Origin of the sequence: Streptomyces sp. NPDC047042 (assembly GCF_040644035.1) — a bacterium.
Lineage (GTDB): Bacteria > Actinomycetota > Actinomycetes > Streptomycetales > Streptomycetaceae > Streptomyces.
Genome location: NZ_JBEYVP010000007.1, coordinates 246,191 through 258,632 on the forward strand (window position 1 = coordinate 246,191; position 12,442 = coordinate 258,632).

The 12,442-nt window shown below is 69.4% G+C and carries 10 protein-coding genes; 6 read left to right on the forward strand and 4 right to left on the reverse strand.

The genetic code is table 11. The features are described 5' to 3' along the window. Positions 1 to 143: 143 nt before the first annotated feature. Complete coding sequence (locus ABZ855_RS10335; RefSeq protein WP_360803999.1) at positions 144 to 1,526, reverse strand: polysialyltransferase family glycosyltransferase; 1,383 nt, start codon at positions 1,524 to 1,526, stop codon at positions 144 to 146. Next, positions 1,526 to 2,506, reverse strand: coding sequence for a glycosyltransferase family 2 protein (locus ABZ855_RS10340; protein ID WP_360804002.1), 981 nt, complete (start codon positions 2,504 to 2,506; stop codon positions 1,526 to 1,528). Before ABZ855_RS10340 ends, ABZ855_RS10335 begins: the two co-directional genes overlap by 1 nt. Positions 2,507 to 2,703: 197 nt before the next feature. On the opposite strand from ABZ855_RS10340, the gene ABZ855_RS10345 reads away from it, so the two are divergent. The 4 genes from ABZ855_RS10345 (at position 2,704) to ABZ855_RS10360 (ending at position 7,665) form a co-directional block, all read left to right on the forward strand. After that, positions 2,704 to 4,020 carry a DUF6716 putative glycosyltransferase gene (locus ABZ855_RS10345; protein ID WP_360804004.1) on the forward strand — a complete coding sequence of 439 codons (1,317 nt, stop codon included), beginning with the start codon at positions 2,704 to 2,706 and terminating at the stop codon, positions 4,018 to 4,020. A gap of 50 nt (positions 4,021 to 4,070) precedes the next feature. Then, positions 4,071 to 5,375, forward strand: coding sequence for an N-acylneuraminate cytidylyltransferase (locus ABZ855_RS10350; RefSeq protein WP_360804007.1), 1,305 nt, complete (start codon positions 4,071 to 4,073; stop codon positions 5,373 to 5,375). A 12-nt stretch (positions 5,376 to 5,387) separates the two neighbouring features. Continuing rightward, complete coding sequence (locus tag ABZ855_RS10355; RefSeq protein WP_319211072.1) at positions 5,388 to 6,323, forward strand: N-acetylneuraminate synthase family protein; 936 nt, start codon at positions 5,388 to 5,390, stop codon at positions 6,321 to 6,323. A 97-nt stretch (positions 6,324 to 6,420) separates the two neighbouring features. Further along, positions 6,421 to 7,665: a hypothetical protein gene (locus ABZ855_RS10360; protein WP_360804011.1), complete on the forward strand. Its 1,245-nt coding sequence runs from the start codon at positions 6,421 to 6,423 to the stop codon at positions 7,663 to 7,665. Positions 7,666 to 7,848: 183 nt separating this feature from the next. Here the strand turns inward: ABZ855_RS10360 and ABZ855_RS10365 are convergent, their stop codons facing one another. Further along, the gene (locus ABZ855_RS10365) at positions 7,849 to 8,460 is read right to left on the reverse strand and encodes a class I SAM-dependent methyltransferase (RefSeq protein WP_360804207.1); all 612 of its coding nucleotides are present in this window, start codon (positions 8,458 to 8,460) and stop codon (positions 7,849 to 7,851) included. A 404-nt stretch (positions 8,461 to 8,864) separates the two neighbouring features. Here ABZ855_RS10365 and ABZ855_RS10370 point away from each other — a divergent pair, with 404 nt between their 5' ends. After that, positions 8,865 to 10,121: an amidohydrolase gene (locus tag ABZ855_RS10370; protein ID WP_360804014.1), complete on the forward strand. Its 1,257-nt coding sequence runs from the start codon at positions 8,865 to 8,867 to the stop codon at positions 10,119 to 10,121. Positions 10,122 to 10,171: 50 nt separating this feature from the next. On the opposite strand, the gene ABZ855_RS10375 is transcribed toward ABZ855_RS10370, so the two are convergent. Further along, positions 10,172 to 10,873, reverse strand: coding sequence for a DUF6445 family protein (locus tag ABZ855_RS10375; RefSeq protein WP_360804017.1), 702 nt, complete (start codon positions 10,871 to 10,873; stop codon positions 10,172 to 10,174). 391 nt (positions 10,874 to 11,264) lie between these two features. Here ABZ855_RS10375 and ABZ855_RS10380 point away from each other — a divergent pair, with 391 nt between their 5' ends. After that, the gene (locus ABZ855_RS10380; protein ID WP_360804020.1) at positions 11,265 to 12,332 is read left to right on the forward strand and encodes a BMP family ABC transporter substrate-binding protein; all 1,068 of its coding nucleotides are present in this window, start codon (positions 11,265 to 11,267) and stop codon (positions 12,330 to 12,332) included. Positions 12,333 to 12,442: the final 110 nt, after the last annotated feature.

Consider the following 12,442-nt stretch of genomic DNA (forward strand, 5'->3'; position numbering starts at 1 on the left):
GGGGTCGGAGGCAGCGCACGGCACCCGCACAGAAGTTGTACGGGTGAAGGATAGGACAGTGTATTGACCCCCGAGGCCGCACATGGGTTGCCCCCCGTTTCGCAAGGAAACGGGGGGCAACTGCCCTACGGTTCAGCCCGCTTCTACTTCTTCACCGTCTTGCCCAGGGCCCGCGCCCGGCGGGCGATGCGCCGCACGGTCGCGTTGCGCGGGATGAACGCCAGCTGCACGGGCACGGAACCCGGCAGGGCCAGCGCGGTCAGCCGGCGGCGCTTGAAGTAGCGCCAGGTGTGCGCGTCGAGCCGCGTGGAGAGGTACTTCTCCGCCTCCGGCCGCAGCCTGGGGTAGATCTTCGGCTGCATGGCGAACCCGACGGCCTTGACCAGCCCGGCCAGGTCGTCGTCCACGGCCTTGCGTGAGGGCATCGACCACTTGGCCACCGCGGCGGCGTCCTCCAGGTCGGGCAGCAGCGCGTCGACGATGGTCAGCGGCACCCGGTTGCTGTTCTGGTAGGGCGCGAGCCGCTCCAGCAGGGTGTCCGTGCCGACCCGGGCGACCGGGATGCCGTACAGACCGGCCGCGGTGAGCAGCCCGGTGGAGAAGCAGCCGACGACGAGCGAGGGCCGGGTCTGCTGGAAGACCACCTCGGCGAGCACCGGCCGGTCCAGCACGGTGAGCTCGGCGCCGAGCTTCTTCGCCTCGTTCTCCAGGGTCTGCGACCAGTGCGCGGGCGCGACCGGGTGCGGCTTGAAGACGATCTTGCGGTGACCGCGCGCCACGGCGCCCCGCATCATGCGCACGTGCAGCTCCTCCTCCTCTTCGGGAGTGAGGATGCTCAGCGCCGACAGGTACTGGCCGAGCAGCAGCGCGGGACCCTCGCCGGAGCCGGCCGCCGCGGTCGTCCCGGCCTCGGCCCCCTCCTCGGCGGCCGCGGACTCCGCGAGCTCGCCGAGGACCTTCAGGAACGCCTCCGACGGCACCAGCTCGGGCTCCACCCCGAACTCGGTGAGCAGCAGCGGCTTGAGCCCCGGTACGAGATCGAGGTGCAGCAGCCGTCTGATGCCGGTGCCGACCAGCGGGTCGATCTTGTCGCGCGTGGGGCCGTAGCTCATCAGGCCGTCCGCGTAGACGTCGACGGGCGCGCCGTTGAACAGACGGCACAGCGCCAGCGAGGGATTGACCTGGACGGACTCGACGGCGAGCTCGACATGGTCGTCACCGAGGTTCCACAGCAGCCGCAGATGACGCTCCCATATGGGGATGTCGTCGGCGCGCGGGCTCCAGCCGCTGGGGTGGAACGGGGAGATGGCCTCGTTCCACGAGAGCACGTCGTCGAAACGCTCGCGGACCCGGTCGAAACCGGACATCTCATCGAGGCCGGGGGTGATCTCGGGGGCGGCGGTGTTGTTGGTGACCAACAACACTCTCCGGTCGGCCGGTTCGAACAGCCCGGCGTCCAGCGCGGCGGCCACCGTGGCGGCGCCGTACAGCGTGGACGCGACGAAGATCTGAGTGGTGCGCGCCATCAGCCGGCCACCTTCTCCGCGGCTACGGGCCTGCGCCGCACCCGGCGCAGCCGACCGGCGCGCGTGGCGTCCATGGAGTTGATCGCCTCCGTGAGGACGTCCTGCGGCATCCGCTTCAGGGCGGCTGAGCTCAGTGAGCGCAATTCTCGAGCCACGGCGGGTTCGAACCTCTCGATCGATCCGAGATGATGGGCCATGATCGCGCAGTACGTGCGCACTGCCTTGGGCAGCAGCCTATCGGCCTCGGCATCCCGCGCCGTCTCCTCGATCACCTGGTCGAAGGCGCGGATGAAGTCCAGTTGCCGGGTGTCACCGATCTGAGTGAGGGACGACGTGACCCCGCGCCGGTAGAAGACGCCGAGCAGCCCCACCACGGCGAACGACTCCGCCTCCCGGTGCAGCTTCCAGATCCACGGCCGGTCCTCCGCCGTCCGCAGCCCGTCCCTGAAGTGCAGGACGCCGCGGTCGACGAGCCGGCGGTGATAGATGCCCGCCCAGGCATAGGCGTAGTCGACGGACGTGGTGCGGTCGGTCGGCAGAATCGCGTCCCGCGGAGACATCACCACCCCGCGCCGGCCATGCGGAACCCGGTGGATCGTGCGCGCCTTGCCGGTGCACTGCACATGATCCGTGCGGACGAAATCGCAGCCCAAGTCCTCAATAGAAGCGAGGAGTTGGGAGAAATAACCGGGCGCGAGCCAGTCGTCGCCGTCGAGGAACGTGAGGTATTCGCCACGCGCTTTGTCGATCCCGGTGTTGCGGGCGGTGGCCAGTCCTCCGTTCTTCTCGTGGCTGACCAGCACGGCGCCCGGCAGCTCGCGCTCTGCGCGCGCGAGGATGTCCGGAGTCTCGTCGCGCGAGCAGTCGTCGACGAGAATGAACTCGAAGTCCTCGCGCGCGTTGGCGCTGAGGCTCTTCAGAGTGTCGGGCGCGTATTGCTGCACGTTGTAGAACGGCACGATGACGGAGAGCTTGACCACGCGTCCAGGTTAGAGCCTCTCCGGAGCTCGCACTTTACCCGGGGTTGGAGGTGGGGCGAACTGCGTGTGACGGCCCGGTGAATCAAGGGGGTTTCTGCATGTATGGCGCCCCGAATCAAGCGGCGTCGATCTTTTGTTAACCCTTTGTTGCCTCGGGATTGGGCGGAAGCACCCCATGTCGGCTTAAGGTCTTGGGCGTGCCAGCCAGTACCTCGAGCCCCATGAGGGTCGCCGTTCTCGCCGATTCCGACACTCGGTGGAAATGGGGTGCACTCACCGCCAGTCGTATTTCTCCTGATAATTCAGACATTCTCCTCGACGGCTACCTCCTCCGGGGCAGAGCCACCCCGACAGCCCGCCAGCTCCAGGAGGTCGGCGTCACCGCGGACTCGCTGCGCGAGGTCACCGCCCTGGAGTTCCTGCGGGCCATGGAGCAGGAGGAGCCGTACGACATCCTCGTACTCGCCCTGGTCGGCGGCGGAGTGCAGGCGATGCTGCACGGTCTGGCGCAGGTGTGGGACGACACGGCCCTGCGCCCCGTCGTCGTCACCGGCTACGTCGGCGTCGTCTACGAGAAGCTCACCGACGGACTGCTGCTGCGCCACGGCGCCGACCTGGTCCTCGCCAACTCCCGCCAGGACGCCGACCGCTTCAAGGCCGTATACGACGGCGTCGGTGCCGATTCGTCCTCTGTGACCGAAGTCGCACTCCCCTTCCTGGGCGGTACGACGTACACAGGTGAGCATGGTCACCCCTACACGGTGGTGTTCGCCGCCCAGCCCTCCGTCCCGGAGAGCCGCAAGGACCGTACGTATCTGCTGGACCGCCTCGTGCAGCACGCGAGGCTGCACCCCGAGCGCGAGGTGCTGCTCAAGCTGCGCTCCAAGCCCGGCGAGCACACCACGCACATCGAGGAACTCCCGTACCAGAAACTGGCCCAGCGCGCCGACCTTCCGCCGAACTTCAAGCTCGTCTACGGGCACATGGGCGAGGTCCTGGACCGTACGGACCTGCTGGTCACCATCAGTTCCACGGCGGCCCTGGAGTCCCTGCACCGCAGCATCCCGACCGTCGTGCTGAGCGACCTCGGCGTGCGCGAGTCGCTCGGCAACCACCACTTCGTCGGCTCCGGCTGCCTCGCCTCCTGGGCGCAGTTGGACGAGGGACACCAGCCCGTTCCCGACCCGGAGTGGGTGGCCCGTCAGGGCGTTGCCGCTGATGGCTCGTACGAGACCGCCTTCGACGCGGCACGCGACAGGATCGACCGTCTTCTGGGATCCTCGAAGCTTCCGCCCCTGGCCCCGTACTACACGCCGATGACGGCTCCCGGATATTTGCCGGGTATTCTCGCTCGGCACCACCTCGGCCCCGACGGCGTTCCGCTGCCCGGGGCGCCGGCCGCCGACAAGGAGCCGGGAGCGGTGCGGCAGATCGTGCGTCGCGCGGCCCGCGGCGCCTACCGGCACGGCGTGCAGCGCGTCGCGCCCGTGATCCGGCGGATGGGGGAGCTGTGACCCACCGGATCCCCCGTCAAACACGCGAAGAGCGTCAAGGAGTGCAGGCAATGTCCAACCCGGAAGCGGGCCGAGCGACCGCGCGGCCCCGCGTGCTCGCGGTCATCCCCGCGAGAGGCGGCTCCAAGGGCGTCCCCGCGAAGAACCTGCTGCCCGTCGGCGGGGTCCCGCTGGTCGCCCGCGCGGTGCGCGAGTGCCTCGCCGCCAAGCTGGTCACGGACGTCGTCGTCTCCACCGACGACCAGGCGATCGGCGCCGCCGCCCGCCAGGCCGGCGCCGAGGTCGTCCTGCGGCCCGCCGCCATCGCCGGTGACACGGCGACCTCCGAGGCCGCGGTCCTGCACGCCCTGGACGCCCACGAGGCGCTGCACGGCGTCAAGGTCGACGTCGTCCTGCTCGTACAGTGCACCAGCCCGTTCATCGTCCGCGAGGACGTCGACGGCGTCGTCAACGCGGTCGTGCACAACGGCGCGGACAGCGCGCTGACCGTCGCCCCCTTCCACGGCTTCATCTGGCGCGACGCCGCCGACGACCCGCAGACGGCGCCCGGCGAGCGCACCGAGGTCGAGGGCGGCACCGGCAGCGTGGCCACCGAGACGGTGACCGTCGGCGGCGGCTATGGCGTGAATCACGACAAGTCCTTCCGGCCCCGCCGCCAGGACCGCCCCCAGGACCTCCTGGAGACCGGCGCCGTCTACGCCATGAACGCGGCGGGCTTCCGCAAGTCGAAGCACCGTTTCTTCGGTCACACCGAACCCGTGCGCACCGACCCGGCCCGCGTGCTGGAGATCGACGACCCGCACGACCTCGCCCGCGCCCGGGCCCTCGCGACGCTCTTCGACGCGAACCGCCCCGGCGCCCTCCCGACCGCCGACGACATCGACGCGGTCGTACTCGACTTCGACGGCACCCAGACCGACGACAGGGTGCTGATCGACTCCGAGGGACGGGAGTTCGTCTCCGTGCACCGCGGTGACGGCCTCGGTATCGCAGCCCTGCGCAAGAGCGCGCTCAAGCTGCTGATCCTGTCCTCGGAACAGAACCCGGTCGTCGCCGCCCGCGCACGGAAGCTACAGCTGCCCGTGCTGCACGGCATCGACCGGAAAGACCTCGCGCTGAAGCAGTGGTGCGAGGAGCAGGGCATCGCGCCGGAGCGCGTGCTCTACGTCGGCAACGACGTCAACGACCTCCCGTGCTTCGCCCTCGTGGGCTGGCCCGTGGCGGTCGCGAGCGCCCACGACGTTGTGCGCGGCGCCGCACGCGCGGTCACCACCGTTCCCGGCGGCGACGGCGCGATCCGAGAGATCGCCAGCTGGATCCTCGGCCCCTCTCTCGACCCCCTCAACAAGAAGTAAGGAACCCCCGGAATGACCTCCACCCGCTTGCGCTCGTTCGGCTCGAAGACCGCCGGCCCCGGCCAGCCCGTGTACATCTGCGGCGAGATCGGCATCAACCACAACGGTGAGCTTGAGAACGCCTTCAAGCTGATCGACGTGGCCGCCGAAGCCGGCTGTGACGCGGTCAAGTTCCAGAAGCGCACCCCGGAGATCTGCACCCCGCGCGACCAGTGGGACATCGAGCGCGACACCCCCTGGGGCCGCATGACCTACATCGACTACCGCCACCGTGTGGAGTTCGGTGAGGACGACTACCGCGCCATCGACGAGCACTGCAAGAAGCGCGGCATCGACTGGTTCGCCTCCCCGTGGGACACCGAGGCCGTCGCGTTCCTCGAGAAGTTCGACGTCCCGGCCCACAAGGTCGCCTCCGCGTCCCTCACGGACGACGAGCTGCTCGTCGCCCTGCGCAAGACCGGCCGTACGGTCATCCTGTCGACGGGTATGTCCACCCCGAAGCAGATCCGCCACGCGGTCGAGGTCCTGGGCTCGGACAACATCCTGCTGTGCCACGCGACGTCGACCTACCCGGCGAAGGCCGAGGAGCTCAACCTCCGCGTGATCAACACGCTGGAGAAGGAGTACCCGAACGTCCCGATCGGCTACTCCGGCCACGAGACGGGCCTGCAGACCACCCTCGCGGCGGTCGCCCTCGGCGCCACCTTCGTCGAGCGTCACATCACCCTCGACCGCGCGATGTGGGGCTCCGACCAGGCCGCCTCCGTCGAGCCGCAGGGCCTGACCCGCCTCGTCCGTGACATCCGCACCATCTCCGAGTCCCTCGGCGACGGCGTCAAGAAGGTCTACGAGTCCGAGATCGGCCCCATGAAGAAGCTCCGTCGGGTCTCCGGCGTCATCGCCGATGCGGAGGTCGCGGCTGCGGCGGGCGAGCCCGTCACCGCCTGATCCACACCACTCAGCGGCTTCACCGGCGCCAGCCGGTGACCACTCCGTCCACGCGGATCCCCCAATCCGTACTCACGGAAGCGACGGTCGTACGTCGATGAGCCCACGCGCCGGTACCACCGGCCCCCAAACTCTCGCCTTCGTCGAGAGCCCGGTCCAGCTGCTCAACGTGCTGGAATGGGCGCACGTGCATGCGCACGCGCCCAGCCCGGAGGGGGCCGGCGGTCCGGCGCCGGCTGTTTCCACCCGTAAAAAAGGCAAAGCCTCCGGCAGGGTCCGGGTCCCCGGACAGGCCACGCGCCGCTGGCGCAGGGGCCAGAACCGGCCGGAGATCCACCGGGAGCCCGTCGGCGACGGAGGGCTGACCCTGGTGGTCCTCTCCCCGGTCGACCCGATGACCCGGGGCCAGCTGCGCCGGATGGCCGACCTCGCCCGCGAGGAGGGCCACGAGGTCCGCTGGGAGGACGCGCGGGACGGTACGTCGGCGCCCTTCCGCACGATCGGTGGCCTCGCCCCCCTGCTGCGCAGGACGCGGCGGATCGTGATGGGGGACCCGTTCTCCCGTTACGTACAGGTACTTCTCAACATCACCAAGGCCCGCGATCTCGTCGTCGTCGACGACGGCACCGCGACCATGGAGTTCGTCTCCCAACTGGCGCGCGGGGAACGCCTGGTGCGCTGGCACCGCAAGTCCCGCCGCCCCGGGGCGAGGGACCTTCTCTTCATCCCGGTCTCCTCGAAGGCCCGCCGCCGGCTGACCCCGGGCGGCAGGCGCCGGGTCGAGATCTTCTCCTCGATGCCGATCGAGGACACCCCCAAGGGCGTCGAGGTCACCTACAACGACTTCGCCTGGACCCGCTCCCGCTTCGGCCCCCCGCACATCGCGGAGGGCGCGGACATGGTCGGTACGTCCCTGGTCGAGACGGGCGTGGTCGACGCCGACCGCTACCGCGAGGCCGTCCGCACCCTGGCCAAGGCCCACGGCGTGACGCGCTACTTCGCCCACCGCCGCGAAAGCCCCGAGAAACTCCACGACCTGGCGTCCTGCACGGGCCTGGAGGTGGTCCGCCCGGACCTCCCCCTGGAACTGATCGCCCGCCGCGGCCCCATTGGCCGTACGATCCTCAGCTTCCCGTCGACGGTCGTGCACACTCTTCCCCTGGCCCTGGCCGGCACGGACGTCAAGGTCGCGGTCTGCGACATCGACCCGGCCTGGCTGACCGCGAACGCGTCACCAAGAGCCCAGGGCTTTTTGTCGGGCGTAACGGGCTCGGCCCGCGACGTGGAACGAGTCTCGACGGACTCCCCCCGCCCCACAAAGGAAGCAAAGGCAACGGGCTGACGCCCGCCCTGCATCTTTCCTGTGCCCTTCCAGCCGTCCGCCCTTCGAGACCCCGGCCGGCACCCCCAGCCCGTCCGGCGTTTGAGGACAAGGCCCGTTCAGGGCCGTAGGGGGGTCTGGGGGCGCAGCCCCCAGGAACGGGATGGGACGGGTAGGGGCGGCGGGGGCGAGAAAAACGCAGCGCTACACCGGCTTGCGGGCCAGGACATACGCGCGCCGCCGCTTCTCCTCCTCGTACGGCTCGCGGATCGTTTGCGCGTGCGCAGTCAGCCCCGCCTTGGTCAGGAGTTCCGTGACCCTCTCCGGGGTGTGGAACCAGTAGTCCAGGGACATCTCGTGCCCGAAGCGTTCCGTCAGGTGCATGTGCTGGTGTTCGTCTTCAAGGTCCGTCTGGAAGCCGAGCAGGACATGGCCGCCGGGCGCCAGGACCCGGTGGAACTCCGCGAACACCGTCGGCAGCTCGCTGTCCGGGATGTGGATGATCGAGTACAGCGCCAGGATCCCGCCCAGGGTCTCGTCCGGGAGATCCAGCGCTGTCATCGAACCCACATGGAAGCGGAGCCCCGGATGGGCCCGCCGGGCCAGCGCCACCATGCGCGGGGACAGGTCGACCCCGAACACCGGTACGCCCAGGGCATGCAGCCGCGCGGTCACATGACCGGGGCCGGAACCGATGTCGGCGACGGGCTCGGAGCCCCGCGCCCGCACCAGCTCGGCGAACGCGGCGACGAGCGCACGGTCCAGCGGAAGGTCCGCCAGATGGTCCGCGTATCGCTCTGTGTAGTCGACGGCCATCGCGTCGTAGGACGCGCGGGTGGCCTGGAGAAAGCCCGGTGCGCTCGGTGCGTCCGGGGGGAGCAAGGCCTGTGGGGAGTCCTGGTTCGGGGCGGTCACGTGGGTGCACGTTACCCGGGCGCCGGGCGGGGACGGGGGCCGTTCTCGTCGACGACGTCGAGTGTTCACGCCCCTGACCGCGACCGTTTCGGTGGGTGGACAGTTCGGTCGAGGCGGTGGACGGCGTGGCATCGTGGACGAAGAGAGACAGGAGTGGCTGCCGGGAAAGGCCCCGGAGTCTACCCATCCAAGTTCGCGAGTATGCCTCCGGCGATCAGATTTTCTTCCTCTAACAGGTTGAAATTTTGTTGATCCTGGTCAGCTGACCGCCTGGGCGTCCTACCCTTCAGAGGGTGAACCAATTGATGTCCCGAGAGTCCGAGGCCGACCTCCCCGCGGAAGCACTGCTCCCCGGCACGCTGCCGGAGGCACTGCGCGCCGAACTCGTCGCGTTCCGGCGTGACCTGCACATGCACCCGGAGCTCGGCAACCAGGAGTTCCGCACCACCGCCGCGATCAAGGCGCGGCTCGAGAAGGCCGGCCTCGCGCCGCGCGTGCTCACCACCGGAACCGGGCTCATCTGTGACATCGGCGACATCGACGCCGCCCCCGAGGGCCAGGAAGACGGCACCCCCGTGCCCGTCCTCGCCCTGCGCGCCGACATCGACGCCCTCCCCATCCCGGACACGAAGAGTGAGTGCGCGTACCGCTCGACCGTGCCCGGCCACGCCCACGCCTGCGGCCACGACGTGCACACGACCGTCGTCCTCGGCGCCGGGCTCGTCCTCGCCGACCTGCACCGCCAGGGCCTGCTGCCGCGCCCGGTGCGGCTGCTGTTCCAGCCCGCCGAGGAGGTCCTGCCCGGCGGCGCCGCCGACGCGATCGAGTGCGGCGCGCTCGACGGGGTCGGCCGGATCATCGCCGTGCACTGCGACCCGAAAGTCGACGCCGGGAGGATCGGGCTGCGCCACGGCCCCATCACCTCCGCCTGCGACCGGCTGGACATCTCCCTCGACGGTGCCGGCGGTCACACCGCGCGCCCCCACCTCACCACCGACCTGGTCACCGCCGCCGCCCGGGTCGCCACCGACCTGCCCGGGCTCGTCGCCCGGCGTGTCGACGCCCGCAGCGGGCTCTCGGTGACCTGGGGCCGGATCGAGTCCGGTCACGCCTGCAATGTGATCCCGCAGCACGCCGAGCTCTCCGGGACCGTACGGTGCCTCGACCTCGAGACCTGGCACAAGGCCCCCGACCTCGTCCACGCGGCCGTCGACGAGATCGCCACCCTGTACGGGGCCAAGTCCGAGATCACCTATGTGCGCGGGGTGCCGCCCGTCGTCAACGACGCCGACGTCACCGAACTGCTGCGCGACGCGATGACCGCCCGGCGCGGCGCCCACTCCGTCGAGGACACCCCGCAGAGCCTCGGCGGCGAGGACTTCTCCTGGTACCTGGAGCACGTCCCCGGCGCGATGGCCCGGCTCGGCGTACGCAGGCCCGGGGATCGCGGGGTGCGGGATCTGCACCAGGGCGACTTCGACGCCGACGAGTACGCGATCACGGTCGGCGTGGAGATGTTCACGGCCGCCGCGTTGATCGACGCACAGGAGCGGAAGGCGTAGGACGGCCCGGGAGGGTCCCGTTCGAGGTCACCCGGCGGGTGAGAAGGGACTCAGGCCATCCAGAAGAACACCGCCGTCATCCGCTTCTCCTCCAGCGTCGTCCCGAAGTACCCGGTCGCGCTGTGCACGAGGTTGGCGTTGTAGAGGAGAAGACGGTTGTACCTGTGCGGGACGCGTACGTCCTCCTCGAAGGCGTCCGGTGCCACGAACCGCGTGCCCAGCGCCTCGACGAGGTTGTTGTGCGGGGCCTGCACCGTGTTGCCGCCGAGGCGCCCGCCGGGCAGGGACTGGCGGTAGAAGCTGGTCCCGCAGTCCTTGGGGACACCGGGGTTGAGGTAGAGCACGGCCGCGTACCGGCACAGTGCCCGTGAGTCCGTGTGCGGCCGGGGCGTGCTCTCGCCCTCGCCGACCACCTGCACGCAGTTGTGGTTGAGGGTGCCGCCGCCGGGCGCCCGCTGCACCCAGAGTTCCCTGGCGCCGGTCGCCTGCTTCACCAGCCGCTCGATCCGCCCCAGCTCGGCCGGCTCGAGACCCGGCATGGCCCGCAGCCCGGGCCAGGTCTCCGAGGTGTAGGGGTGGCCCTCGATCCAGTCGTCCTTGGCGAGACACCGCTCGCGTACGGCGTCCACGCCGGGCAGGACGTCGTCGAGGACCCAGTAGTCGCGGCCCTTGGTGGGCTTGCGGTAGGGCAGCACCGGGAGCGCGGGGCGGGCAGCGGCGGACCAGGGGGGAGAGGGTGGCTGTGGGGGCATGGGTGAGAAGGTAGGACGGGCCGGGTTTTGCCTTTGTCTGTACTCAGTCAACCTTTGCCCGGCTTCGGTCAATCTTCGGTCAGCGGGAGTCTGTGCCGGCATGTCTGCGCAGGTTGGGCTGGGCCTGCGGGACGCGCTCCGCCGATCGGCGCAACCTGGTTGTAAGCCAATCGTGCGCCATCGGAAATCATCCGCCCGGGAGCCGTAAGGACACGAGTTCAGAGGGTGTTTGCCTCGAATCGATAACGGCTTACCCACGGGTTATTTTCTGACATCTACGCGCGTTACGATGCCGCGAAGCCGACGCCACTGGGGCGTCCGGGCCCGAGCACTGGCATGGTGCTCACATGAAGCGCCGACATGGCGCTCAGGTCAGGTGAAGGAGCCCCCCGTGCGCCGGGTAGCCAAGCTTTCCGCTGCGTGTATCGCGACCGCAGCTCTCGCAATGACTGCCACTGCCTGTGGCAGCACCTCCTCCGAGAAGGACAGCTCGTCCTCGTCCTCGTCCTCGTCGGACGGCGCCAAGGGCGACCTCAAGATCGGCCTCGCCTACGACATCGGCGGCCGTGGTGACCGCTCCTTCAACGACTCCGCCGCCCGCGGTGCCGACAAGGCGGAGAAGGAGTTCGGCGGTTCCATCAAGGAACTGACCGCCAAGGCCTCCGACACCGAGGCCGACCGCGAGCAGCGCCTGACCGACCTGGCCGACGCCGGTTACAACCCGATCGTCGCCGTCGGCTTCTCCTACGCCACCTCGGTCGACAAGGTCGCCGCCAAGTACCCGAAGGTCAGCTTCGGCCTCATCGACGCGGTCGCGACCGCCAAGAACGTCGACAGCATCACCTTCACCGAGGAGCAGGGTTCCTACCTGGCCGGTGTCGCCGCGGCGCTGAAGACCAAGAAGAACTACGTCGGCTTCATCGGCGGTGTGGACACCCCGCTGATCAAGAAGTTCGAGGCGGGCTACGTCCAGGGCGTCAAGGACACCAACCCCAAGGTCAAGGTCGACGTCCAGTACCTGACCCACGGCTCGGACTACTCCGGTTTCGCCAGCCCCGACAAGGGCAAGGAGGCCGCGTCCGGCCAGCTCGACAAGGGCGCCGACGTGATCTACTCGGCGGCCGGCTCCTCCGGCAACGGCTCGATCGAGGCCATCTCCGGCGTCAAGGGCGCCTGGGCCATCGGCGTGGACTCGGACCAGTACAACATCCAGGGTCTGAGCAAGTACAAGGAGTCGATCCTCACCTCGATGGTCAAGAACGTCGACGTCGGCGTCTACGACTTCATCAAGTCCGTCAAGGACGGCTCGCCGCTGACCGGCAACCAGGTGTACTCCCTCGCCAAGGGCGGTGTCGGCCTGGCCACCAGCGGTGGCTTCATCGACGACATCCAGACCCAGCTGGACGCCGCGAAGAAGAAGATCGTCGACGGCACCATCAAGGTCAAGACCACCCCGTGATCTGACGGTTCCCGAGGGAACCAGGCTCGGCGGGAGGGGGCGGCTCCGCCCCCCTCGCCGGGCCATAACAATGTGTCAACTCTACGCGTGTAGCATGGAGTTGCCGCGCT